Raw genomic sequence first — 24,698 nt, 5'->3', positions numbered from 1 at the left:
CAGATCAGCACCGTGCAGCAATTGCACGGTGCTCAAACAGGTTGATCAATTGCGGGAGTGGGCTGTTTCTGCGGCGCAACAGGCGTTGTGGGGGGGGGCTTACTTGGCCAGGTGCAAGAGCGTGGAGGGGAACAGGCGCTCGATGCTTTCGAGCAGGCGCTCGTGGTAAATCGGCTTGATGAAGAAATCGACTGCTTGCAGGCGCATGGTGTCGATCACGTCATTCATGTCGGCGTGGCCTGACGCCACAATCACCGGGAGTTGTTTGCGGCTGCTGCGAGCGCGCAGCTGCTGAATCAAGCGCAGCCCGCTTTCTTCGGGCATACGCAGATCCGTGATGATCAGCGCAATATCAGGATGCTGGCTGAGTTGCTCAAAGGCTTGAGCAACCGAATTGGCCAGGATACAGCGATACCCTTCGAGCTCGAGCATCTCGGCCAATTCAAGAAGAATGTCCTGTTCATCGTCGACCAGAAGAATCGTCTGGCGGGTTGCTAACTTCGAGGACATATTGATTCCTTAGTTCTTAAACTAATGAATGCAAGTGGTGTTAATTTTTAAGTGTATTTACTTATGCGGGGTTGGCCGCAGACGATAGCTCATTTTTTATTGACGTGAATATTGAAGTGATGCTCGAGCTGATGTCCGGTATGAACACAGCTAAAACAACAGCAACCATTGCCGCAATGATTGCGTACTCGATCCCCGAGGCGCCTTCATTGTTTTTCAGGAATATATAAACTTTCAGCATTGCATCATTAAGGGACATCGCAATCTCCTTGCGTGAGGATGTGTTGGCGATCTCAGGTTTGATCAGAAAGTTCAACGCTTCAATCATTAAATATGACTAATCAGCAATGACTATTACTTTGTATATAGTCGTTTGGAAATAGTTGTAAGTGCCTAGTGGCGATTCGCTTTTGTTCAAGTTAACAATGCAGCAAGACCGTTGTAATGCTGAGCCAGTCAGGTATTGGCGATGCACGTTGGTTAGCTGCGAAGGCTTGTGCAACTGACCTTCCGGCAGCGCCAGTGATTCGTTGTAGAGCCGCCGCCTATCGAGGCTGGCTGCTCTGAGTTTCAGGGCAAGGGAGTAGGCCGAAATGGATAGCCGGGTAACCATGGCATTGGCTGCAGTGATGTTGCTGGGCGCTGTTGCTGCGGGGTATTGGGGGGTGGTAATGAGTTCGCCACCTGCCACCGAGAGCGTTGCCGCAAACAGCGCGCCTGCAGTGTCGCCAGTCACGCAGCGCGTCAGCAAACTCGCGGACGACGTTAAACGTTCGCCGGTGGTTGTGGCCGTGCGTGAAATCTCACCGTTTGTGCCGGTGGTTGCCGAAGATCTGGCGATTGAGCAGCTGCAAGTTGCGCCGGCCGGTAGCTTTTCCAGCATCGAAGAAGTCGTTGGTCGCAAGGCCTGGAATCCAATTCCGCCAGGTGATTGGCTGGATCAGGCCAGTTTTGAAGCCGGTGGCCCGCTGGCGCAAATGATTCGTCCCAATGAACGCGCCGTTGCGGTGCCGGTCGACGAGGTAGTTGGCGGCGGCGGTTATCTGCGTCCAGGCGACTTCGTTGATGTGTTGCTGTTCATGCAGGAAGACGGCGACCAACGCTTGCGTACCGCTCAGGTTGCGCTGCCCGCCGTGCGTTTGTTGAGCATGGGCAAAACCCTCGGCCCGAGCAACGAAGGCCACGCGACTCAAAGCAAAACCGACGACGATAAAAAGACTCGCGAGAAACCCGCGCGTACGGCTGTGCTGGCAGTGCCTGAGCAACTGGTCACGCGCCTGCTGCTGGCGAGCCAGGCAGGCACTTTGCGTCTGGCGGTGCGCAGCGCCGATGAGCAATTGCAGAAGCGTTATCTGGATGGCGAAACCACGCTGGTCGCGCTGAATGAGCAAACCCGCAGCCTGATCCCGCTGGACAAACTCGCAAGTCAGGTAGCGCCGCAACCGGGCGTGGCCGCAAAGCCACGCCCGCGTGCAGTGGCAACCTCGCCGAAAATAGAAATTTATCGTGGTGTGCAAAGCACCTGGCAAGCCCCATAACTGACAAGGACGTTAAAGCATGGTCTGTATCAGCAGTCGGATCGTAGGTGGTGTGGGATCTGTGGTCATAGGTGCTTTGCTCAACTCAACTGCAATGGCGGCAACTCCTTCGGCATGCTCGACATTGCAACCTGCACCCGCGGTGCTCGAAGTGGCTCAGGGCACACAGCAGCAATTGCAGTACCCGGTTTCGATCAAGCGCATGGCCGTCGGTGATCCGGCCGTGGCCGATGTCAGCTTGACCGGACGCGATGGTTTTCTGATTGTCGGCAAGAAAGCCGGCACCACCAGCTTGATGGTCTGGACAGCCTGCAGCAACGAGCCACGGCGCAGCATGGTTTACGTCCAGGGCCTGGCAACCGGAGCGCTCGGGCAGGCCACTCCAGCGCTGATCGACACGCTACCCATTGCGCAAGTTCAGACCGATATCCGCTTTGTGGAAGTCAGTCGCGGCAAGATGAAGCAAGCGAGCACCTCGATATTCGGCACCGGCTCCAACAACTTCCTGTTTGGCGCGCCGGGCACCACGGGCGGGATCAATGTTTCACCGGGACAGGTCGGCGGCATCAACGCGAGTATTCCGTTGGTCAATGGCGGCTTCAATATTGTCTGGGGCGGCGGCAGCAGCAAGGTGTTGGGGATTATCAACGCGCTGGAAAACAGCGGTTTCGCCTACACCCTGGCCAAGCCCAGCCTGGTGGCCCTGAGCGGGCAGAGCGCGAGTTTTCTTGCCGGTGGCGAGTTTCCGATTCCGGTACCCAGCGGCAATGGCGAGAACATTGGCATCGAGTACAAGGAGTACGGCGTGCGCCTGACGCTGACGCCGACTGTTGTAGGTTCCAGTCGGATCAATCTCAAGGTGGCGCCAGAAGTCAGCGAGCTGGACTTTAACGCCGGCGTCAGAATTGCCGGCACTGCGGTGCCGGCTCTGAATGTGCGCCGCACCGATACCAGCATCACCCTGGCCGACGGTGAAAGTTTCGTCATCAGCGGCTTGATCAGCAGCCGCAATAGCGCCGCTGTGGATAAGTTTCCGGGCTTGGGTGACATCCCGGTGTTGGGCGCATTGTTCCGCTCGACGCAGATAGATAGAGAAGACAGTGAGCTGCTGATGATTGTCACCCCGCATCTGGTTCAGCCGTTGGCCGCCGATGCGCGCCTGCCAGAGTTGCCGGGCGAAGGTCTGCGCAACTACGACCCGAATTTTTTCAAGATGTACCTGTTCGAAAACGGTCGTTTCGACCGCCGTTCCGGTCTGTCCCAGTGAGGTTCGCATGAGTCAGACATTTCTTGCCCTCACCCGTAACTCAGCTGATCTTGAATGGTTGCAAGGATCGCTCAGCAGCCTCGGGCATGTGTTGCAGGCCGGGCAGGGCGCGCTCGACGAGTTGCTCGCGTTGGTTGATGTGACCGGCGCCGGTCTGCTTTTTGTCGGTCTCGACCGCGACAATCTGATGAGCCAGAGCGCGCTGATTGAAGGCGTGTTGGCGGCCAAACCGATGCTGGCGGTGATTGCGCTGGGAGATGGCCTGGACAATCAGTTGGTGCTCAGCGCCATGCGTGCCGGTGCCCGCGACTTTATCGCTTACGGTGCGCGCACCAGTGAAGTGACGGGGCTGGTGCGGCATATGAGCAAGCGCATGCCGAATCTGCAGCCAAGTGCTGACAGGGGCAAACTCAGCGTGCTTTATTGCCGCCAGCAAGATGCCGACGCCGGCATGCTGGCCGCCCATTTGGCGCTGGCCATTGAACAAAATGGCCGGCGCACCTTGTTGCTGGATCTGGGCTTGCCCTATGGCGAGAGCCTCGGTCTGTTTGCGCTGGAGTCATCGTTCAACTTCAGTGATGCCCTGCGCAATTTGCGCAGGCTCGACTCCAGCCTGATTGACAGCGCCTTCTGCGAAACACGCGGCGGCCTGCGTGTGCTCTCGCTGACTGAGCAAGAGCAAACGCTCGAAAAAGTCAGTGCCGCCGAGCTGTATCTGCTGATGGGCACTTTGCGCCAGCATTTTCAGCACATCGTGGTTAATCTCGCCGGCCAGCCGGACAGCGAAGCCTTGCGCTGGTTTGCCACCCACGCGGAGCAATTGCTCTGGTGCAGCGACCAGAATGTGCCGAGTTGCCAGCGCAATATCGAGCTGCTGGAACAGTGGCGCGAGAGCGGAATGAAACTGGCACACGCAAGCCTGTTGGTTGATCGGTTTCTGCGCAACGTGGCACCGGACAGCCCGACGCTGGGCAAGTCGTTCGGTTTGCCGGTGATTGAGACCCTGCCGTTCAACCCTGAGTTGCGCATGAATGCGCGTAATCAGGGCCGCAGCCTGTTTGAGATTGCCCCGCGTGATCGTCTTTCGCAAAGCCTCAAGCAGTTGGGCTGTCGGTTGGCGGACCGACGCAAAAAAAGTTCGGCCTGGCGTTGGCCCTGGAAACAGGCTGAGCGGCGTGAGCAGGAGGAACTGGCATGAGCGGCGAGGCGCTGTTTGGCGGAGCCGTTCGCTACACCGCGGATACCGAACAGGACAGCCGCGGTCTCAAGCTGACGTTGCACCGCTACATCATTGATTCGATCGACGATGAGCAAGTGAATATTCTTGAAGGCCCGCGTCCGTCGGTTTCGCGCTTCGTCACCGATCAGGTGGTGGATTACATCAACCGCCATCACTTGCCGGTTTCGCGATACGAGATCGAGCGCTTGGCCGAAGAACTGGTCGATGAATTGACCGGGTTCGGCCCGCTTGAGGTGTTGCTGCACGATGCCTCGGTCAGCGAGATTCTGGTTAACGGGCCGGATCGCATCTTCATCGAGCGTGCAGGTGTGCTGTACCAGAGTGACCTGCGATTTATTGACGACCAGCATGTGCACCGGGTGATTCAGCGTATTCTCGCGCCCTTGGGACGGCGGCTCGATGAGTCGTCGCCAATGGTCGATGCGCGCTTGCCCGATGGCAGCCGGGTTAACGCGATCATTCCGCCAATCGCATTGGATGGCCCGTGCATTTCAGTGCGTAAATTTCATAAGGATGTGCTCAAGAGCGCCGACCTGCTGGCCTATCAAACGCTCGATGAAAGCATCCTGCAGTTCATCAACATGGCCGTTGCCCAGCGCTGCAACATCATGGTCAGCGGCGGCACGGGGACCGGCAAGACCACGCTGTTGAATGTCATGAGCTTGCTGATCGACAGCCACGAGCGTCTGGTAACCATTGAAGATACTGCGGAATTGCAACTCAACCACCCGCACGTCGTGCGTCTGGAAACCCGCCCGCCGAATGCCGAAGGGCACGGTGAAGTGCCGTCCTGTGCGTTGATCCGTAACGCCCTAAGGATGCGCCCCGACCGGATTATTCTCGGTGAGATTCGCGGCGCCGAAGTGATCGATGTGCTGCAGGCGATGAACACCGGTCACGACGGTTCGATGAGCACGGTGCACGCCAACAGCGCGCAGGATGCGCTGTTGCGGTTGGAGACGCTGGTGGGTTTGTCGGGCCGGCAGATTGCCGAGCGCACATTACGCCAGATGATCTGCGCCGCGCTCGATGTGGTTATCCAGCTTACCCGTCTGCCCAATGGCCGCCGCTGCATCAGCGAAGTGGTTGAAGTGGTTGGCGTGCGGGACGATGTCTACGTGACCAACACCCTGTTCAGCCTGGATCGTGCGAGCGGCCGGTTCAACCGCGAAGCGCACAACCCGGCCGGACACAAACTGCAAGCTGCCTGGCGGAACGCGTTATGAAACCGCTGCTGTTGCTTGGCTCGATTAGCCTGGTAATGGCCTTGCTAGCGGTGGTCATGTTCCGGCATGGCTGGAAACAAGCCCGCACCCAGCGGGTGTTGGAGCGCCTTGGCCAGCGTCAGGAAGCGCCTGCGGCCAGCACGTATTGGTCCTATGTTGAGCGCATGTTTTTGCGTGCCGGGTTGAGCGTGCCCAAGGACAAACTGGCTCTGGTCGTCGTTGTCTGGCTTTTGGCGATATTGCTCGGCGCCTCGGTGGGCGGCTGGATGCTGCTGTTGCTGGCGCTGCTGGTGCCGCCGTTGGTGCTTCGCGTGGTGCTGAGTTTTCGCTATCGCAAACGCTTGCGGCGCATCGTCCAGCAGTTACCGGCGATGCTGGATCAGGTAATGCGTAGCCTGCAAACCGGACGCACGCTGGGCGACGGCATTATCCACGCTATCGAGGCGTCGCCGCAGCCATTGCAGGGAGCGCTGTCGCGGGTGCCGCGCGACATTCGACTAGGCGTGGATCTGGCCAAATCACTGGATGACGTCGCCGAGTTGTATGAGCAGGAGGAGCTGCGCATTCTGGCCCTTGGGGTGAAGGTCAATCAGCGCCACGGCGGCAGTGCCATCGAGTTGCTCGCCAGCCTGATTAAGGTGATTCAGGAGCGCGAACAGATTGCCCGTCAACTGCGCGCCATGACCGGTGAAACCCGGCTCACTGCGCTGGTGTTGGCTGCTTTGCCAGTGGCGTTGGCGGCTTACATCATGGCCGTCAATCCCGGTTATTTGATGAGTCTGTGGACCGAGGCCAGCGGCCAGAAAATGTTGATTACCGCGTTCTGCATGCAGGTGATTGGCTGCGTGCTGATGTGGCGCATGCTGAGGAGTATATAAATGGCCTGGCTGGTGATGACTGTCTTGCTGCTGATGGCCACAGCGCTTTTGGTCATCAATCTGGCGCGTGAACGGCAGATCCAGCATCGGGTCGCCAAACGATTGCTCGGTTCGCAGCGGTTCGCGCAACACCATGAGCCGTCTCGTGAGCGCTGGCTGCAACAGTTCGCCGGCAGCCGTCTGGGGCGGCGAGTGTTCAGTCTGGATGGTGAAACCCAGCAATTGCTGAGTCGTATCGGCTGGCGCCGCACCCGTCAGCGCGCCCGATTTTTTGCCCTGCAATTACTCTCACCGCTGCTGATGCTGGCCTTGGCTGCGCTTGTCCAATCGCTGCTGAGCAAGCCCGTTGAGCCGGTGTGGGTGATCTTGCTGCTCGCCGCGGGTTGCGGTTACTTGCTGCCCAAGCGTGTGCTGGCCGTGGTCGCGGCTCGCCGGCAAAAGCAATTGGCCGATGAGGTCTCGGTATTTCTACCGTTGCTGCGCATCCTGTTCGATGCCGGCCTTACTGTCGAGCAAGCGTTGCGGGTGCTCGGGCAGGAGAGTCGGGCCTTGTTACCGGCACTCACCCGTGAGCTCAACGGCATGCTCAAACGTGTCGATTCCGGCTTGGATCTGGCGAGCGAACTGCAACAACTGGGGCGCTTGCTCGAAGTCGATGAGTTCTCCGATTGCGTAACCATTCTCTGTCAGCTGATTCGGCAGGGCGGCGGGGCGATGAGTTCGTTGCTGGCGTTGAAAAAGGTGCTCGACGATCGGCGTCTGACGCGTTTGCAGGAATACATCTCGACCCTGTCCGGCAAGTTGAGCGTGGTGATGATGGTGTTCCTGTTCCCCGCCTTGTTAATCGTTTTGGCCGGTCCCGGCTTGAGTGCAATCGGGCGTGCCCTTGGAGGTATCGGATGAAATCGGTCTGTGCAGTCGCGATCATGACAATAGCCCTTACTGGCTGTGCGTTGAAGCCGCTTACTCAGGGTTATGACGGCGGCGCCAGTTGCAGCGCCACGCCAGACAACGAGCATGAGCTGAACCTCAATCTGGCTCGGCAGATGGTCGATGAAGGGCGCTTGTACGCGGCGCTGGCCAATCTGCAAGGCATGGCGCAAGACGCTCCGGAAGTGCGTCTGGCAGAAGCCAAAATCATGCGCAAGATCGGTCGCCCAGAGGCGCAGGCGCTTTATCAAAGCCTTGCCGGAACCTGCTTGGCGGGTGCCGGTGAACATGGTCTGGGCCAACTGGCAGTAGCCAGCGGCGATACAGAGGAAGGCTTGCAGCGCATGCAGACAGCAGCGCGCATGATGCCAACCGATGCGCAGGTGCGTAACGATTTGGGCGTGGTGCTGATGCATCTGGGGCGCACCGACGAGGCGCGTTTCGAGTTTCTCACGGCTATTGAACTGAGCCGAGCCGACACGCTGCCAGCGCTAAATCTCACGGCGCTGATGTTCTATGAAAACATGTGGCAAGAGGCCGGCGAGCTGGCCTCGCGCTTTTCTCTGAGCGCCGATCAGGTGCGTGAAGCCGAGGCCCGGGCGCGTGAGCTGCGGGGCAATTCCAGCGCCCCGGTCCAGCTGGGAGATAACAACGCCGCGCAACCCAACGCAGTTGCCGGGCTGCAACAGGCCGCCGTACAGATTGAACAGGGAGTGGAGTAATGCAACGGATACTTATGGCAGTGATCATCAGCAGTGCTTGTCTGGCAGCCGGGGCGGCGGAGACGGTTCAACCACAGCCTCGCGAACAGCGGCAAGTCGCTTCACAGGCGGAAAGCTGGCTGGCTATTCAGCGGGACGGTGCGGCCGCTTCAAACCATAAACAAGTGCTGACTTCGGCCGAGCGCGAGCGCAGTTACCAGCGTTGGCTGGACAGTTATCAGCACCCCATCCCCGAGTTCTTCGAGCAGAAGCAAGACGACATGGGCAGCGATTAGCCATGACAGTTTCGTCACGATCAGTCGCCTTTAGCCTGCGCAATAAGTCTGCGCAGCGCGGCGCTATTGGTCTGATGGCGACGCTTTTGCTGATTCTGGTGCTGGGTTTTCTGATGCTCGCGGTGGATAGCGGCAGGCTATACATGGAAAAACGCAGTGTGCAACGCATCGCGGATATGGCAGCGCTGGAAGCAGCGGCCCGTGGCGGTAATTGCCTGGGCAATGCCCCAACCACTGCGCAAACTTACGCCGAGCAAAATGCCTCCGCGCGCAATAATTTCAGCCTTGATAGCGCACGCAGCCTGAGCGCGGTGTGCGGCAACGTGACGACCGTGGCTGGCCACCGGCAATTCACGGCAGACGCCGATGGTCGCGCGATTCAGGTCGCTGTCGCGCATACCGTGCCCGCCAGTCTGGTGCTGGGCGGGTGGTTCGGCAATAACGTTCAGTTGTCTGCAACGGCGACTGCCGGAGTGAGCAATCCATTGGCGCAACTGACCTTGCGCACCAGTTTGGTGAGCGTCGACTCAGCCCAGTCGGCATTGCTCAACACGCTGTTCTCGGGCTTGCTCGGCGGTTCGGTGAATCTTGATGTGTCGGGCTGGCAAGGGCTGGCTAATACCGATATCGACCTGCTCGGTTACCTCGATCAACTGGCGCTTGATCAGGGCCTGACAATTGGTGACTACCAGTCGGTACTTGATACCGGCGTCAGCGCTGGCGCGTTGCTGGATGTGGCGGCGACTGCATTGCAACTCGATGCACGCACCGCCGATGCCGATGCGGCGATAGCCGGGCTCGAGTTACTGGCTGCGGCGGTGCCGGGAGGCGACCTGCTGATGCTGGGCGATTTGTTGAATATGCAGAGTGGTTTGCCAGTCTCGGGGCTGGCGATGAATTTGAATGCCTTGCAGTTGGTGCAGGGCATCGTGCAACTGGCCAACAGCCAGAATGCAGCAGTGGCCACTTTGCCTATCAGCGTTCCGGGTGTGGCCGGGGTTACCTTGCAAGTGAAGGTGATTGAGCCGCCGCAGTTGTCGGCGATTGGTGATCCCGAACTGGCCAGCCTCGACCCCGAAGGCCCCGATCAAATCTATGTGCGTTCAGCGCAAGTGCGCGCGCTGGTCAGCGTGGCGCTGCCGGTTAATGGCGGCGTAGTCAGCGGTTTGGTCAATACCGTCACTTCGAGCTTGGGACCTGTTACCGGTTTTTTAAGAGATGCGTTGAGCCTGAATTTGGTTAGCGGGTTGGGTGATCTGCTGAGCTCGTTAGGCTGTCTCAATGAAACCTGTAAGACTGGCGACTTCGCCTACGCTAAATTACTTGGCTCGGAGCGGCTGGATATCGGGCTGGACCTCGGCTCAGCCGATGCGCGCGTCACCGATTACAGCTGCTCTGCAGATGGCAGTAAATCGTTGCTGGTAGATGCGGCGACCTCTGCTGTAAACCTGCGGTTAGGGAGCTTCGGCAAAACTGCGACAGATGCTAAGAACGCCGTGTTCTCATCGAATCAGCTGCCAGTAGTCGCCCCAGCATCCGTGCTGGCGCTGGGTACTCAGGTTGGGCGTCCATCAAGTTGTACGTTGCTGTTTTGCTTTGACCTCAAGTGGAAGGTCGGTGCCAATACATGGGTCGAAGATCGGAGCGCTGCGGATTTTATAGTCAAGTCCGGCTTCGGCTTGAAAGTCGACAGTTCAGTAGTCGCGGACTCGCAAACCCTGACCTTCAGTGCGCCCGATGCTGAGCAATTGCCCGAGCTTGGTTTACCGGCCAACTTCATTGCGGTTAATGCCAATAACGATATTCTCGATAGCCTTGGCGGCGCATTGTCGGGCGTCGAGATCGAGCCCTACACCAGCAATCAGAGCGGGATTCTGGGCGGCCTTTTGACCACTGGCGTCTCAGCAATCAATGGCGTGTTGAGCAGTGTCGAAGGGCTTATCGACGGCCTGTTGGCGCCACTGCTCGATCCGGTGCTGAGTCAGCTGACGAATAGCCTGGGGATTGATCTGGCGAAGGCGGATGTCGGCGCCAATCTGAGTTGCGGCGGCCGTGGTCGGGCGGAGTTGCTGCTATGAATGGATTGAGCTGTGGGCAGGATCGCTGCCCAGACACTCGGCTCCCGGCGGGGTATTGGGGCCGAACTCATTCTGTCTCGAGTCAATCAGTGCACAAAGCGGCTGTCGCTGTGCTGGCGGTTCGGCGAGAGGGCCAGGGCCAGTTGGGTGCGGTTGTGCATGTGGGTCAGGCGCAGAACCTGGGACACGTAGAGTTTTACCGTGTTCTCGGTAATCCCCAGTTCACAGGAAATCTGGTAGTTGGTCATGCCTTTGCCGATCAGCCGGGCGACATCCAGTTGGCGTGGCGACAGCTGGTTGAAGTTACTCGGGATTTCGCGTTCGAGTACCGCTTCGCTGGCCTTGGCTGGCGGCTGGCTGCAGCGGTTACGCATCTGATGAATATCGTGGTGCAACTCGCCCAGCGATTCGGAGAGCAGCTGCAATTTCTGATTGAGTTGGTCGAGGCGTTGCGCATCCTGCAGGCGCTCGTTGCGATGGCGCTCAAGGCGCTTGATGGTGAGCAGTACTTCTTCCAGATCAATCGGTTTTTGATGGTAGTCGGCAATGCCGGCGCGCATGGCTGCGATCACGTCGCTGCTCTCACTCTGGCCGGTGAAAATGACCGCCTCGAAAATACGTTCGCCAGCGCTCAGGCGCTCCAGCTCCTTGACCAGCTGCAGGCCGTCGAGCCCGGGCATGTGCAGATCGCTGAGGACAATACCGATGGCAGGGTCTTGCTGAAACAACTCGATGGCGTGCCCGGCAGAGTGACTGACCTGACACGCATAACCGCAAGCACCGAGGTACTCACTAAGCTCGTCGACAATAATTGGGTCATCGTCGACGATGAGAAGTTTTACCGCCCCGTAATGCAAAGTCATGTCGTCCATTCCTGTTTTTATTGTGACTACCTAGTCTATACGCGAATAATCGCCGCCTATTCTAAGCAATTCAGTGTACATTCGTACACTTCATTCCTTTGTCCAGTTACTGCTTTGGGTATAGCATATTTTGTTGAAGCATCACATTTCAGTCAAAAAAATAGCCGTCAAGAATCCGGCGAGAATGAATGGCGCAAACGGGTAGGTCTTAACCTGCGCGGGCGCCATGTGACCGAGATGGTTTTGCGCGGTTTCACTGAGCAATGGCCAGACTGGCTTGGCAGCCAACACCCAGCCCGCGTAAGCGAGCCCTGCGCCTGCGATACAAAGCAACAGAAGTTGGCTGCTGCCGGCCAAACCGATGAACAGCAGCAGTTTGACATCTGCACCGCCAAACTTGCCGAGGGCATATCCGGGAAGGCTGAGCAGCAATGCGAATGTGGCTGCCAGCGCTGCGTCAAGAGGCGGCGCGCCGAGCCAGGATCGCTGAAATACCAACAGATACGCCAGCGCGGCAACAATTGCACTCAGCGTCAGCCAGTTGCTGATGCGTTTGTGTTTGATGTCTTGCAGCGCACAAATGCCGAGAAAAACAGCAACAACGAAGCTGCTCATTGCAGTGGCCTGATGATATCGAGTTGGTACGATCGTACTTTTAGGCTAGTTTCAATGCAACATCTATTACCGCGTGTTACCCCTGCATTTAATAAGGATATGAACATGAGCAGGATTGCTAGCAAGGGCTTCGCTGGTGGCCAGCGCGGCGCCGCAGCGATCGAATTCGCGATTGTGTTTGTGGTTTTCTTCGCCATTTTCTATGGCACGGTCAGTTACAGCTTGCCGCTGTTGATGATGCAGTCGTTTAACAACGCCGCTGCCGAAGTGGCCCGTCAAGCCGTGGCACTGGTGCCGGAAGAAGTCTCACCTGAGGATTATCAGGCGCTTGCAGATTCAGTCGCCAGCGAGCAACTCGCCTGGCTCCCCGCTACCGTCAGCAGCGCGTTGGTGGTCGAGGCCACAGCGCCTGGCAATGATGGGGTTTTCAATGTGCGCATCGCGTATCCCTACAAGTTGAAGCCATTGGTGCCTGCACTGATTCTGCCTGGCGTTGGGGCCATCCCGCAGTTGCCGGATGAGTTAGTGGCATCGTCGAGCATCAAACTGCACAACTGAGGACGCGCTATGGCTAACTGGTTTGGTAGACGCGAACGGCCTGCGACTGCGACGGAGCAAGCCGCGCAATTGAATGTCGTTGAACAGCAGCCGCCACACGCACTCATCATCAGCCTGAATGAGCAGGGCATGGTCGTCGCGGCCAGCGGCGATGTGCTTCGTGACCTCAAGGTGCAGAGTATTCCGAGCCCGCTGGCGGACTGGTTATGCACGACCAGCGCACGTTCGGTGCCAGCTCAGCTTGATGAGTGGCAGGGGCAGGTGATTGATCTCGATTTTCTGGCTGCCACCGGCAAACTGATTGCAATGCGCGGCTGGTTGCACGTTGCCGAAAAGGTCTGGACCCTGCGCATGATGGGTGTGGGCGACTTGCTGGAGCAATCGCATATTGTCGATGTGCGCCGCCATTGTTTGTCGCAGGGCGCGTTGTTTGCTGCGCGTATTCGCAGTGAGTCGGCCGGGCGTCTGCCTCAGGCGATGGGCGAAGTGTTGAGTACCCTGGCCCATAGCTGGCAGGTGCCCAATCTTGCGCTGGCGCTGCCATCACCGGGTGGCGACTGGCAGGTGTTTGCCCGCCATCAAGGCTTTCAAGCGCCCGAGTTGTGGCGTGAGCAGCAATCGCTAGGCGTCGCCCTGGCCTTGCTCAAGGGTGATCGACCGCAGCAACTGACCGCGCGAGAGTTGGCGGACTCACCGGACTTGCGCTCTGTTTTTGGCAGCCAGCCAGCCTTTGCGGTGCCTTATCAGCGCCCCGGCAGCGCGTCAGTCTGGCTGTTATTCGGGGGATATTGCGCTGCCGAGCAAGTTCCGGCCTTGCGGGTAGGCGAGTGGTCACAACTGACAAGCCTGATCGCTGAGGCGTTGCTGCAACGCCTACATGCGCAGCGGGTTGAGCAGGAGCGTGATCGGCTTACGGTGTTGCAGGGGTTGTTGGGCACGGGCTGGTGGGAGTTCACCAGTGGCAGCCAATTGTTCGAGCTGTCACCTACGCTGGCCAAGGCCTTGGCGTTATCCCGAGTTGGCGGTGTGCTCTTGGCTGATTGGTTGTCGGTCATTCACCCGGCAGATCGAGATGAGTTCCGCCTGCGCCTCACCGGCTTGAGTGTCGAGGGGCAGAGTTTTGTTCAGTGCTTGCGAATCCTCGAGCCGGGTAAGGCAAATGAGTACCGCTGGTACCGTGTGCAGGCCGAGGCCAAGGGGCACGCTAATGCGTTGCGGGTCTGTGGTTTCCTGCTCGATATCAGTGACATCAAGCAGCAGGAGGCACTGGCTTCGGCCGCGCATGCTCGCTTGAGTAATCTGATTGCCAGCTCGCCAGCGGCTATTTATGTGCAGGCCTATAACGACGGTGCGCTGGAGTTGGAGTTTTGCAGCGCAAGCTTGCAGCCTCTGTTCGGCTGGAGCCTTGAGCAACTGACGGGCGGGCAACTCGCCGAACAGGTGTACCCGGATGATTATCAGGTGTTCTTTGACCGTGCCCGCCGCTTGCTGCGTGATGGCAGCGTCAGTTGCCGTTACCGGTTGCGCGACAAGCACGGTGCTTATCACTGGTTGCTGGATGAGGCGAAATTACTGCGAGACGATCAGGGCCAACCGCTGGAGGCGGTCGGGCTCTGGCTGGATGTTACCGAGTCGACGCTGGCGGCCGAGCGGATTCGCGAGAGCGAGGAACGTTATCGGGTGCTGGTTGAAGATTCCCCCGCCATGATATGCCGCTACAAACCTGATCTGATCCTGAGCTTTGCCAACCGGCCACTGGCGGCTTACCTCGAAGCTGAGCCAGATGAACTGGTTGGAAGTAATCTGGGCAGTTGGTTGTCGGCAGAGCAACTGCTTGCGTTTGAACAGCGCTTGGCAGGACTGACCGCCGAGCAGCCGCTGAGCACCGCCGAGATCTGCCTGCAACTGCAAGGCCGTGAGCATGCATGGTGGATATGGGCAGATCGCGGGATTTTTGATGAGCACGGTCAGCTCATTGAAGTGCAGGCGGTCGGGCGCGATAACACCGAGGTACGCAAGGCCCAGCAGCAGCTGTTTCAGGGCGCAAAAATGGCCACACTGGGCGAAATGGCCACAGGCATGGCGCATGAGATGAATCAGCCGCTGAATGTCATGCGCATGGCCGTGGCCAATGTGCTCAAGCGCCTGTCGATGGGCGAACTGCCCAATGAATACCTGCAAGAAAAACTTATGCGTATCGAGTCGCAGGTTCAGCGCGCCGCGCGTCTGGTCGATCACATGCGTGTGTTTGGTCGTCGCTCCGAGGCCGAGCAGCAGTTGTTTGACCCGCTGCAAGCGGTTGAAGGAGCGGTTTCCATGTTGCGCGATGGCCTCAGCAGTAAAGGTGTTGAGGTGCAGGTGGCTGAGCAGTCGATTGCGGTGGCAGTGCGTGGCCATGCTGATCAACTGGAGCAGGTGCTGATCAATCTTATGGTCAACGCCCGTGATGCCATGCTCGATAAGCGCGAGAAAGAACCGGACTTTTCACCCTGTATTTGCGTTGAAGCCGAGCAGGAACCTGAGTGGCTGAAAGTTCATGTTGCAGATAATGGCGGCGGGATCGAGCCACGCATAATGGAGCGGATCTTCGAGCCGTTCTTCACCACCAAGGAAGTTGGCAAAGGCACGGGGCTGGGTTTATCGGTGAGTTACGGAATCATCGAGCAAATGGGCGGGCGGTTGAGCGTCGAAAACCAAGCGGGGGGCGCACGCTTTACCATTTGCCTGCCGATCGCCAGTCAGGTCAGGTCGCCGCAAGCAGAGACTTGCTGAACTGGATCAGGGCAACACGTTGTCCTTGGTGATTCTGGCGCTCGACGATGGCCTCGACCGTATAACCCAGCTTGGGGTAAAGCAGCAGCCCGGCGCTGTTCTGGTTGAAGCATGAGGCCCGTAAGAAGCGGGCGTTGAATTGCTCGCGGGCGAGCCGTTCCATCGCCCCGATCAACACTTGCGCAACGCCCTTGCCCCGCGCCCAAGGGGCAATCATCAGATTACCCAACGCGCAGAATTCATCGGTTTGGCATTGGTAGAAATTGGCGAAACCGGCGATCTCGCCATCAAGCACAGCCACCGTGCTGCCCTGGCGGGTTGCCATTGCCTCGGCCAGTTGCTCAAGGCTGAGCGGCCAGACCGCCTTGGGAAAGCTGAAATACAGCTCTTGTTCGGTTTGCGCAAAACCGACAACGCTCGGCAGGTCCTCCGGCAGTGCTGGGCGTATGTTCACCGAAATGCTCAACGCGGCGGATATTGGCTGAGAATACGCCCGACCGACTGACGAATTTCAGCATCGCGCTGGGCTGGATTGAGTGCCCTGTCATTGAGGATTTTCTGGCTGCTGGCGCGCCAGACCAGCTTGCCGTCTTTGCTGTCGAACATGTCGATTTGCAGCGTGCCGACCTGATAGTCCACCGTGCGCGTGTCGATATAGGCCGGGCCGCCGTAAGCGCCTCCCCACGGGCCGCCCCAGTAACCGCCACCACCGTAGCTGGTGCTGACTTGCTGCTGTTTGTCATCGACAATCATCCAGGCCTGTACCTGCAAGTCGCCACTGCTGTTGTTGGCTGCCATGCGCAGGCCGCGCTGTTCCAGTTGCTCGTTGATCGCGCCGCGAATGCGCGAATCCGTCAGGTCGCTCTGCAGGCGCGGGTCTTGCGGGCGATACTGCACCGCCGGCTCCTTCCAGCTCCACGTGCGGTAAGCGCCGAAGTCCTTGCTGGTGTCGTAGTCGCGGTTGGGCTGCGGCGCCTGACACGCGGCCAGCATTAATAACAGGGGCAGTGCGAATAACTTCATACGCATGATTGACTCCTCGACCTCGGTGTTAATGCATCAAGGTGAATTAATAGGGTGGATAGGTGATGAGCGCGCCTTGTACCGCGTCGCGCAGTGCGTCCGCCTGATCTGCCCGGCTGCCAGCGCTTGAGCTTTCGGCAGTGGCGCTCCAGACGCGTTGCTTATCCTTGTTGTCGTAGAGGTCTATCTGCACCACCACGACTTCCTCTTCATAGGTGCGAACCAATGGCACACCGGCTCCGACGCCAAAACCGTCGTTGTAGTAACCCCCGCCGTAATAACCGCCTGCATAGCTATCGGCTACCTGCCGGAGTCGCCGCTCGATGCGCATGTCGGTGCTCACGCTCAGGTCTGCTGTCTGGCCCGGTTGTGCGGGGCGTAAGCCACGTTGGTCGAGTGCACTGCTGACGGCTTGTTGCACCAGATCGGGGGTAGCCCAACCCATACCGGGCGGCGTCTGGCCATTGAGCCAACCCCAACTTTTATATTGGCCGTAGTTTCGTGCTGGCACAGGGTAACTGCTGAGATCTGCCTGATTTGCAGCCTGGGGCGGAGCGGGCGGGAGCGGTAATGATTGCGCACGATAGGGGTTCTGGCTCTGACACGCGACCAAAGCCAGGCACGCTATCGCTAGGGTGATGCGTCTCATCATCGTCTCCGCTTAACGGGGCCTGCAAATCCAGTGCAGGTAACGCCCCAGTCCTGCAAACGCAGGGTGCCGCCGGTAAGCCAATTCCATTTCAAGCAAGTCGATCAATTCGGCCTTGGCCTGAAACTCGTGCGGCATGTAGTCGTGGAAAACCCGTATCCCACTTTGACTTTCGACCTGCCAAAGCTCTGCGAGTTGCGTGGCCATCTCTTCTGGGTCGAGCGGTTGTTGCGGGGTCAGGCTTTGCTTCTCACCCGCGAACTCAGCCTTGCGCAATTTACGGAAGTGGCCCTTGAGCAGGTTACGGTAAACCAGTGCGTTCTTATTATAGAACGCCAGCGATAGCATGCCGTCTGGCGCTGTAAGTTGGTGTAACACGGGCAGAATGCTCGCCGGTTCTGCCAGCCACTCCAGCACGGCATGGCACACCACCAAATCATAGCGTTGGTCGAGTTGGCCCAGTAAGTCCTGCCACGGTGCCTGTATAAACGTGGCTGTTTGCCCCGCCTCGGCAAAACGCGCGCGTGCGCCTTCGAGCATCGGCCCAGCCGGTTCGGCGAGTGTTACATCGTGGCCGCGCTCGGCCAGCCACAGCGACATATGGCCCAGACCCGCGCCGACATCGAGCACGCGCAGGGGTTTATCCGGCAAGGCTTCTGCGAGGTCGGCCTGTAACACCGCAAGGCGAATCGCGCCCTTGGCTCCACCGTAAATTTTTTCAGCGAAGCGAGTCGCCAGCTCATCGAAGTGGCGGTCAGTCATTGCAGAATCGCCTCTCGCTGTCGGCGAGCTTGGCCCGCACCACCTGATCCATATCGAGCCCCAACTCGCTGCACAGCAATAGTAGATACAACACAATATCGCCGACTTCCTGCCCCGCATGCTCCAGCACGGCGGGATCCAGCTGGCGCGATTGGTCCTCGCTCAGCCACTGGAATATTTCAACCAGCTCAGCCATTTCGACACTGGCAGCCATGGCCAGGTTCTTCGGGCTGTGAAATTTACGCCAGTCGTTACGGTCACGAATGGCGTGCAGACGTTGAGTCAACTCTTGGATGTTCATGCGCGCTCCTTGGGGGCGCATAGCTTCGGATGGATCAGGCAGCGACGCAAGAGGGCGCGTCAATCAGCTTTGCTGGTCTGCTCACGGTCAAGCAGCGCTTGCTTGCGCTCAATGCCCCAGCGATACCCGCTAAGGCCACCCGCCGCATTGATAACCCGATGGCAGGGGATCAGAAGTGCAAGTGAGTTACTGGCACAGGCGCGCGCCACGGCCCGTGGGTGGCTGTCGAGTTTCAGGGCCAGTTGTTGATAATTGCGCGTCTGGCCGCAAGGAATGCTCTGCAGGGCGCGCCACACCTGTTGCTGGAAGGCTGTGCCGCGAATATCCAGCGGCAATTGCACAGCCCGCTGCGGTTCAACAATCTGCTTGAGCACGGCCTGCAACCAACTGCCCAGTCCAGCCGGATCTGGCTGCAAGCTTGCTTGAGCGAAGCGAGCATGCAGCTCTGTTTCCAACGCCTCTGTGCTGTCGCCCAACCACAAGGCGCAGACACCTTTATCGCTGGCGACCAGAAGTACTTGGCCGAGGGTCGATTGACCGAATGTGTAGCGCAGCGTTTCGCCCCGGCCTTGTTGACGTCGTTGGCTGGGGCTGAGTGCTTGTGGCTGCTGATAAATCGCCCGCGTGCCGGAGTACCCGGCAGTGAGCGCGGCCTCGAGAACCGAGTCTGCCGTCGGGATCAGCGTCTCGAAGCGTGCTTTACGCTGCGCAGCAAGCCACGCTTTAGGTGTGAGCCCGGTGCGCACTTTGAATGCGCGCACCAAGTGCGATGCACTGACGCCAATACGCTCGGACAATTGCGCCAGCGTTGGCGCAGGGCTTGATTCGAGTAAAAGCCGACAGGCGGCAGTTACCAGTTGATCCATCTGTTGAGCGGGGCTTTGGCCGTGTGGCGAACAGCGTTTGCAGGGGCGAAAACCGGCGCGCTCGGCCTCCTCGAAACTGCCATGAAAGCTTACGTTAGACGCCTTCGGTCTGCGTGCCGGGCAACTGGGGCGGCAGTAGACGCCGGTGCTGCTGACCGCGAATACAAACTGGCCGTCATAGCTTGCATCACGCTCGCACACGGCTTGCCAATAGCGAGATAAATCGGGCATCAACGGGCTCCTCGGACGATACTGAGATTATCGGAGCTGCTGCCTTGAGTGCCAATCCGATTCTGACTTTTAAACTGCTGGCATAAATCAGGTGGGTGATAGTGCGCAATGGAAGGGCGACAATGCTCCGGGTGTGGATGTTTTCAACGCTATGGTTACTGGCATTTTCGCTGGCTGCTGCACCCCGGATATTGCTAACCGAAGATGAACTTGCCTGGGTTGAGGCGCACCCGGTCATTCGTGTCGGCGTTGAGCAGCAAGGTTGGCCGCCCTTCGATGTGATGGACCCGCAGGGCCGGCATACTGGCATCAGTGGTGATTACCTGACGTTGGTTGGCGAACGGCTAGGTGTGCGCTTTCTGCCGGTAATCGTCGACAGTTGGGTGGGCGCTCTGGCGGACTTGGAAGCTGGCAGGCTGGATGTGCTGCCCTCGGTTGCGATCACCCCAAAGCGGCTGTCGCGCATGTCGTTCACCAGCCCCTATTTAAGAAGCAGCAGCCTCCTCATTACCCGCGCAGACAAATCGTACCAGCGTGCTGATGCGCTCTCCGGCGCCCGCGTTGCGGTAGAGAAAGGCTTTGCCGCCGAGTACATGCTGAAAACCCGGGTGCCGGATGTGATTATCCAGTCGGTCGGCTCCAGCGAGGAAGCGCTGCGCGCCGTGTCTTCGGGGCGGGCAGATGCCTATATCGGCGACATGATCGCGGCCAGTTACCTGATCCGAAAACTTAACCTCAACAATTTGGAGTTGCGCGGCGAGGCGGGTCTGAACACCAGCGAATTCCACTTTGCCGTGCGTAAGGACTGGCCAGAATTGCTGGTGTTGATGGACAAGGCGTTGGCCAGCCTGACCAATGATGAGCAGCAAGAGGTCAAGGACCGTTGGTTGCCGCACCTCACCGAGTTCAACTGGCACCGTTTGCTGCAACTCGCCTGGCCGTATCTACTCGGTACGCTGGTGCTGATCACGCTCATTCTGTTCTGGAATCGCCGGTTGGCTGAGCAGATAGCCGAGCGCAAGGCCGCCGAAGCCGAGGCCGACCTGCAACGCACCAAGTTGCTGACGCTGATAAATGCGATTCCCGATCCCATCTGGTTCAAGGACTCGGCTGGGCGCTATGCAGGGCTTAACATCGCCTGTGCCGAGCTGTTCGGGCTATCGCGTAAGGCAATAATCGGCAAAACCGACCAGCAACTGCTGAGCACTGATTGGGCGACGATGCGCGCGCAGGATGATCGTGAGGCGTTGAGCGATGAGCAGCCGAACAATCGTGAAGAACCGGTGGTTTATCCCGATGGGCGCAGTGTCATCTTCGATACGGTGCGTACGGTTATCCGCGATGAACAGGGCGCCTCTTTAGGTTTGGTAGGCATCAGTCGTGATATCACTGCGCGCAAGCAGGCAGAAGAAACTGTGCTTGCCGCCAAAGAGATGGCTGAGCAGGCTGCACGTATGAAGTCCGACTTTCTGGCCAACATGAGCCACGAAATTCGCACGCCGATGAATGCCATCCTCGGTATGTCACATCTGGCGTTGCGCGGGGCTACCGAGAGTCGGCAGCGCAATTATCTGAGCCAGATTCAGCAGGCCGGCCAGCATCTGCTGGAAATCATTAATGACGTTCTCGACTTCTCGCGGATTGAGGCTAATGGCTTGCGCATCGAACATGTCGAGTTCGAGTTGCAAACGGTGCTTGAGAATCTGGCCACGCTGCTGGGTCATAAAGCAGGCCAGAAGGGCCTCGAACTGGTCTTCGATATTGAGTCGCAAGTGCCGGAAAAGCTTGTGGGCGACCCATTGCGAATCGCACAGATACTGATCAACTTCTGTAACAACGCGATCAAGTTTACCCCGCACGGCGAGGTCTGCCTGAGCGTGCGAGTGGTGCGCAGCGAAGCAGGAGAGCAACAGCTTGAGTTTGCGGTTAGCGATACCGGGATCGGCTTGACCGAAGAGCAGATCTCGCGCTTGTTTCAATCCTTTCAGCAAGGCGACTCTTCAACCACGCGCCAATATGGCGGCACCGGCTTAGGGCTGGCGATCAGCAAGCGCTTGGCCGAAGCGATGCACGGCGCTGTCGGCGTTAGCAGCAAGGTTGGCGAAGGCAGTGTTTTTTGGTTCAGGCTGGCACTTGAAGCGCAAAGCATTCAGCCCTCGCGCCAGGCGCTGTATCAAGGTTTGCGGGTGCTGTTGCTGGATGATCATGAGCGGGCACGTGCGTGCGTGACGCGATTGCTGCAGCAGCAAGGCTTCGAGGTGCATGCTGTGGGTTCTCACGCCGCTGTTCTGCAGGCTTTACAGGTCGCCGAGTCGTCCTACGATCTGCTGATCATTGACTACGATGTGGCGGGCATGGACGCCATCGACCTTGCCCGGCAAATCCAGGCGCTGAACCTGCAGTCTGTCGCGCCGATGTTGCTGATGAGTGGGTATTGCGAGGACAGTGTTTTCATCCGCGCGGAATCGGCCGGCTATGTCAGTGTATTGGCCAAGCCGGTGCTGGCAAACATGCTGCAAGAGGTGCTGGGCACAGCGCTTAATCTGCAATCGTCCGATGACGGTCAAATGACCATTAACCCGCAGCCTCAGACGGCAGACTTCTCCGGGTTGCGGATACTGCTGGTCGAAGACAACCCGATTAATCGCGAACTGGTGATCGGGCTGCTGCAGGGTACCGGGCTGCACATTGATCAGGCTGAGAATGGTGCGGTGGCGCTCAGTCGCATGCGCGCAATGGGGGCTGATTATTACGACTTGGTGCTGATGGACATGCAGATGCCGGTGATGGACGGTATTCGCGCGACTCAGGCCATACGGCAGATGTTCGAGTTCGAGCACCTGCCAATTGTCGCCTTGACCGCCAATGTGCAGGCTGAGGACGAAGCGCTGTGCCTGCAGGCGGGCATGAACGACTTTCTCAGCAAGCCGCTTGAGCCCGAGTCGGTCGAGTCCTGTTTGCAGCGCTGGTTAAGGCCTCAGGCAAGCTTATCGCCGAACCAGCAACGCCAAGCCGACCTGCCGTCTGAACTGGTATTGCCAGGCGTGAATATCGCCGCAGGCCTGCGCAGGGTTCAGGGTAATGTCGAGCTTTACCTGCGGTTACTGCTGCGATTCGCCATCAGTCAGGGCCGTTTCCCCGAACATTTAAGGGCTGCATTGGCTGAGTCTGACCAAGCCTGCGCCGCGCGCCTCACCCACACATTCAAAGGCCTGACGGGCAGTTTGGGCGCGACCAAACTGCAAGGTCAGGCCGTTGCGCTGGATGCTGCGTTGAACGATCCGCAGGGTGATTCGGTTACACCATTACTGACCGCTCTGGAGGTTGAACTGACCAGCCTGTGTGGCGCCATCATCCACGCGTTTCCGAGCCATCAGGCTGTCGTAGAGCCGGCAGAACCCGTTGATGCCAAGCAGGTCATTGAGGTGTGTGAGCAAATGATCAGCCTGCTGGAGGCGGACGATCCGCGGGCCTGCAAGGTGTTCGAACACCAAGCCGCTATATTACAAAGTGTTTTGGGTAATCAGCAGGGGCTGTTTTACGCCGCTATCAATAGCTACGACTTTGCTGCGGCGCTGGTTCAATTGCGCGGTGCAATGAGCTTACGCGGCCTCAAGATGTAAGCAGGGAGTTTTGCAATGCGCGATATGCTTGAGCAACCCGACCAACCGTTGATTCTGCTGGTCGATGATACCGCCGAAAACCTGCAATTGATGAGCGAACTGCTGTTCGATCATTATCGCCTCAAGGTCGCCACCAGCGGTGAAAATGCCCTGAGAATCGCCGCCGGTAGCGTTGCTCCGGATTTGATCCTGCTCGACATCATGATGCCGGGTATGGATGGCTATGAAGTGTGTCGCCAACTCAAGGCCGATCCGCAAACTGCCAATATTCCGGTCATATTTCTCACTGCAAAAAGCGATGAAGCCGATGAGCAAAAGGGCTTCGATCTGGGCGCCGTTGATTACTTCACCAAGCCGATAAGCCCTGCGTTGATACTGTCGCGTATCAATGCCCACCTGCAACTCAAGCTGAATGCGGATTTTCAACGTGACCGCAACGAATACCTCGAGCTTGCCGTACGCCGCCGCACCCGCGAACTGGAGCAGTTGCAACAGGTGACGATTGAAACGCTGGCCAATCTGGCGGCGATGCGCGATAACCCGCGTGGTAATCACCTGGCACGGGTTGAGCGCTTCATGCGCGTGCTGGCTCAAGCACTGGTGCGCCAACAACCCGGCCTGGAAGACGAAATGAGCGAGGAGGCCATTGAACGGCTGGGCAAATCTGCCTTGTTGCATGGCATCGGCAAGCTGGTGTTGCCAGACCGTTTGCTGCTCGCCCCGCAGCAGGCTTCGGACGATGACCTCAGGCTGCTGCATCAGCATACCGAAGCCGGTCGCGCGGCACTGGAGGCGGCAGAAGCGAAACTGGGCAGCCAGATTACCTTTCTCACCGATGCCAAGCACATCGTCTACAGCCAGCACGAACACTGGGACGGCAGCGGTTATCCACAAGGGTTGCGCGGCGTACAAATTCCACTGTCCGCACGTTTGATGGCGTTGGTCGATGCGTATGAAGACCTGACCAGCCGGCATCCCTACCGCCAAGTCGTCAGCCATGCTCAGGCGACGGCACAAATCACCAGCAGCAGCGGGCACATTTTTGACCCCTCGGTGGTGCTGGCCTTTATCGAGGTCGCCGATGAATTTGCCAGTATCGCCCTGGAGCTGGCCGACGACGCCGAAGCTATACGCTATGAATTACAGCGTCTGAATGACTCGCTTGGTGAGCCAATCGAACTGGGGTTGCCCCAGAGCGATCCCAGCGCGCTGAAATAAACTCATTGGCGTGTCGCAAGGCTGCACGTTGTGCGGCCTTTGTTGCTTATTTCCGCATATTTCAAGGCTCTGGAATCAGGCTCGGAGGGACTAATCATTCTGTCAGGGTGGGCGCTACGTCTCGATTGCCGTATAAGAGGCCCTTGAAAAGCAAAGTGTTTTGCCATCAGATACGCGAGTAACACGCTAACGACAATTCAGGCCATACAGGACCCTTAAGGAAACTCTGAAGAAGACTTCCTTATTTTGGCAAAATGCCCGGACTCCACCCGCCGAGTTTTCCGATGAAGCAGATGACCTTCGCCGACGCCGAGTACGCCGGCAAGCGCAAACAGACCCGCAAAGAGCTGTTCCTGATCGAGATGGATCGGGTGGTGCCGTGGAAGGGTTTGGTTGCCTTGATCGCCCCGCATTATCCCAAGGGCGAAGGCGGTCGTCCGGCGTATCCGCTGATGGCGATGCTGCGGGTTCATCTGATGCAGAACTGGTTTGGCTACAGCGACCCGGCGATGGAGGAAGCGCTGTACGAGACCACCATCCTGCGCCAGTTTGC

The 24,698-nt window shown here is 58.4% G+C and carries 24 protein-coding genes; 14 read left to right on the top strand and 10 right to left on the bottom strand.

Going from position 1 to position 24,698, the window contains the following annotated elements; translation table 11 throughout:
- Window positions 1-99: 99 nt before the first annotated feature.
- Both BM395_RS16030 and BM395_RS16025 read right to left on the bottom strand, forming a co-directional pair.
- Window positions 100-510 carry a response regulator gene (locus BM395_RS16030; protein ID WP_069902521.1) on the bottom strand — a complete coding sequence of 137 codons (411 nt, stop codon included), beginning with the start codon at window positions 508-510 and terminating at the stop codon, window positions 100-102.
- A gap of 61 nt (window positions 511-571) precedes the next feature.
- Window positions 572-769, bottom strand: a complete 198-nt coding sequence (locus BM395_RS16025) for a Flp family type IVb pilin (RefSeq protein ID WP_090513643.1) — start codon at window positions 767-769, stop codon at window positions 572-574.
- A gap of 334 nt (window positions 770-1,103) precedes the next feature.
- On the opposite strand from BM395_RS16025, the gene cpaB reads away from it, so the two are divergent.
- From cpaB to BM395_RS15985, 9 genes are read left to right on the top strand one after another with little or no spacing between them, the layout of a single operon-like run.
- Entirely contained in the window at window positions 1,104-2,048 is a 945-nt protein-coding gene (cpaB, locus tag BM395_RS16020; RefSeq protein ID WP_090513640.1) for a Flp pilus assembly protein CpaB, read from the top strand.
- Window positions 2,049-2,067: 19 nt separating this feature from the next.
- Complete coding sequence (locus BM395_RS16015) at window positions 2,068-3,315, top strand: type II and III secretion system protein family protein (protein ID WP_090513637.1); 1,248 nt, start codon at window positions 2,068-2,070, stop codon at window positions 3,313-3,315.
- A 7-nt stretch (window positions 3,316-3,322) separates the two neighbouring features.
- Complete coding sequence (locus BM395_RS16010) at window positions 3,323-4,513, top strand: CpaE/TadZ family protein (protein WP_069902525.1); 1,191 nt, start codon at window positions 3,323-3,325, stop codon at window positions 4,511-4,513.
- Complete coding sequence (locus BM395_RS16005) at window positions 4,510-5,781, top strand: TadA family conjugal transfer-associated ATPase (RefSeq protein ID WP_069902526.1); 1,272 nt, start codon at window positions 4,510-4,512, stop codon at window positions 5,779-5,781. The genes BM395_RS16010 and BM395_RS16005 overlap by 4 nt, the downstream gene beginning before the upstream one ends.
- Window positions 5,778-6,659: a type II secretion system F family protein gene (locus BM395_RS23460; RefSeq protein ID WP_212633028.1), complete on the top strand. Its 882-nt coding sequence runs from the start codon at window positions 5,778-5,780 to the stop codon at window positions 6,657-6,659. The genes BM395_RS16005 and BM395_RS23460 overlap by 4 nt, the downstream gene beginning before the upstream one ends.
- Window positions 6,660-7,562 carry a type II secretion system F family protein gene (locus BM395_RS23455; protein ID WP_212633027.1) on the top strand — a complete coding sequence of 301 codons (903 nt, stop codon included), beginning with the start codon at window positions 6,660-6,662 and terminating at the stop codon, window positions 7,560-7,562.
- Complete coding sequence (locus BM395_RS15995; RefSeq protein WP_090513633.1) at window positions 7,559-8,311, top strand: tetratricopeptide repeat protein; 753 nt, start codon at window positions 7,559-7,561, stop codon at window positions 8,309-8,311. Before BM395_RS23455 ends, BM395_RS15995 begins: the two co-directional genes overlap by 4 nt.
- Complete coding sequence (locus tag BM395_RS15990) at window positions 8,311-8,586, top strand: DUF3613 domain-containing protein (protein WP_244528994.1); 276 nt, start codon at window positions 8,311-8,313, stop codon at window positions 8,584-8,586. Before BM395_RS15995 ends, BM395_RS15990 begins: the two co-directional genes overlap by 1 nt.
- A gap of 2 nt (window positions 8,587-8,588) precedes the next feature.
- Window positions 8,589-10,664: a pilus assembly protein TadG-related protein gene (locus BM395_RS15985; RefSeq protein WP_090513630.1), complete on the top strand. Its 2,076-nt coding sequence runs from the start codon at window positions 8,589-8,591 to the stop codon at window positions 10,662-10,664.
- Window positions 10,665-10,750: 86 nt separating this feature from the next.
- Here the strand turns inward: BM395_RS15985 and BM395_RS15980 are convergent, their stop codons facing one another.
- Window positions 10,751-11,527 carry a response regulator transcription factor gene (locus BM395_RS15980; RefSeq protein ID WP_418889792.1) on the bottom strand — a complete coding sequence of 259 codons (777 nt, stop codon included), beginning with the start codon at window positions 11,525-11,527 and terminating at the stop codon, window positions 10,751-10,753.
- 141 nt (window positions 11,528-11,668) lie between these two features.
- The gene (locus BM395_RS15975; protein ID WP_069902531.1) at window positions 11,669-12,142 is read right to left on the bottom strand and encodes a prepilin peptidase; all 474 of its coding nucleotides are present in this window, start codon (window positions 12,140-12,142) and stop codon (window positions 11,669-11,671) included.
- A 105-nt stretch (window positions 12,143-12,247) separates the two neighbouring features.
- Here BM395_RS15975 and BM395_RS15970 point away from each other — a divergent pair, with 105 nt between their 5' ends.
- Together BM395_RS15970 and BM395_RS15965 are read left to right on the top strand one after the other, a co-directional pair.
- Window positions 12,248-12,700: a TadE/TadG family type IV pilus assembly protein gene (locus BM395_RS15970; protein ID WP_090513625.1), complete on the top strand. Its 453-nt coding sequence runs from the start codon at window positions 12,248-12,250 to the stop codon at window positions 12,698-12,700.
- A 9-nt stretch (window positions 12,701-12,709) separates the two neighbouring features.
- Window positions 12,710-15,472 carry a PAS domain-containing sensor histidine kinase gene (locus BM395_RS15965; RefSeq protein WP_090513622.1) on the top strand — a complete coding sequence of 921 codons (2,763 nt, stop codon included), beginning with the start codon at window positions 12,710-12,712 and terminating at the stop codon, window positions 15,470-15,472.
- Here BM395_RS15965 and BM395_RS15960 read toward each other — a convergent pair.
- From BM395_RS15960 to ada, 6 genes are read right to left on the bottom strand one after another with little or no spacing between them, the layout of a single operon-like run.
- Complete coding sequence (locus BM395_RS15960) at window positions 15,444-15,926, bottom strand: GNAT family N-acetyltransferase (protein ID WP_425287628.1); 483 nt, start codon at window positions 15,924-15,926, stop codon at window positions 15,444-15,446. The genes BM395_RS15965 and BM395_RS15960 overlap by 29 nt on opposite strands.
- 8 nt (window positions 15,927-15,934) lie before the next feature.
- Window positions 15,935-16,501 (bottom strand): DUF4136 domain-containing protein, encoded by a 567-nt coding sequence (locus BM395_RS15955; protein WP_090513619.1) that lies wholly within the window; start codon window positions 16,499-16,501, stop codon window positions 15,935-15,937.
- Between the two features lie 40 nt (window positions 16,502-16,541).
- Window positions 16,542-17,147: a DUF4136 domain-containing protein gene (locus BM395_RS15950; protein WP_090513617.1), complete on the bottom strand. Its 606-nt coding sequence runs from the start codon at window positions 17,145-17,147 to the stop codon at window positions 16,542-16,544.
- Window positions 17,148-17,156: 9 nt separating this feature from the next.
- Entirely contained in the window at window positions 17,157-17,906 is a 750-nt protein-coding gene (locus BM395_RS15945; protein ID WP_090513614.1) for a methyltransferase domain-containing protein, read from the bottom strand.
- Entirely contained in the window at window positions 17,899-18,207 is a 309-nt protein-coding gene (locus tag BM395_RS15940) for a MazG-like family protein (RefSeq protein ID WP_090513611.1), read from the bottom strand. Before BM395_RS15940 ends, BM395_RS15945 begins: the two co-directional genes overlap by 8 nt.
- 59 nt (window positions 18,208-18,266) lie before the next feature.
- Window positions 18,267-19,304, bottom strand: coding sequence for a bifunctional DNA-binding transcriptional regulator/O6-methylguanine-DNA methyltransferase Ada (gene ada / locus BM395_RS15935; protein ID WP_090513608.1), 1,038 nt, complete (start codon window positions 19,302-19,304; stop codon window positions 18,267-18,269).
- Between the two features lie 122 nt (window positions 19,305-19,426).
- Here ada and BM395_RS15930 point away from each other — a divergent pair, with 122 nt between their 5' ends.
- The 3 genes from BM395_RS15930 to BM395_RS15920 all read left to right on the top strand — a co-directional run.
- A complete protein-coding gene (locus BM395_RS15930) occupies window positions 19,427-22,927 on the top strand; it encodes a response regulator (protein ID WP_090513605.1) in 3,501 nt (1,166 codons plus the stop codon).
- 15 nt (window positions 22,928-22,942) lie between these two features.
- On the top strand, window positions 22,943-24,145 hold the full coding sequence (locus BM395_RS15925; protein ID WP_069902541.1) for an HD domain-containing phosphohydrolase: 1,203 nt from the start codon (window positions 22,943-22,945) through the stop codon (window positions 24,143-24,145).
- Between the two features lie 284 nt (window positions 24,146-24,429).
- Window positions 24,430-24,698 (top strand): transposase (locus tag BM395_RS15920; RefSeq protein WP_141124100.1); only part of this gene is annotated, 269 nt, incomplete at its 3' end.

The organism is Pseudomonas marincola, assembly GCF_900116605.1.
Taxonomy (GTDB): Bacteria; Pseudomonadota; Gammaproteobacteria; order Pseudomonadales; family Pseudomonadaceae; genus Aquipseudomonas; species Aquipseudomonas marincola.
The sequence above is the reverse complement of the archived record's forward strand: the minus strand, read 5'-3'. Positions and strand labels throughout refer to the sequence as shown.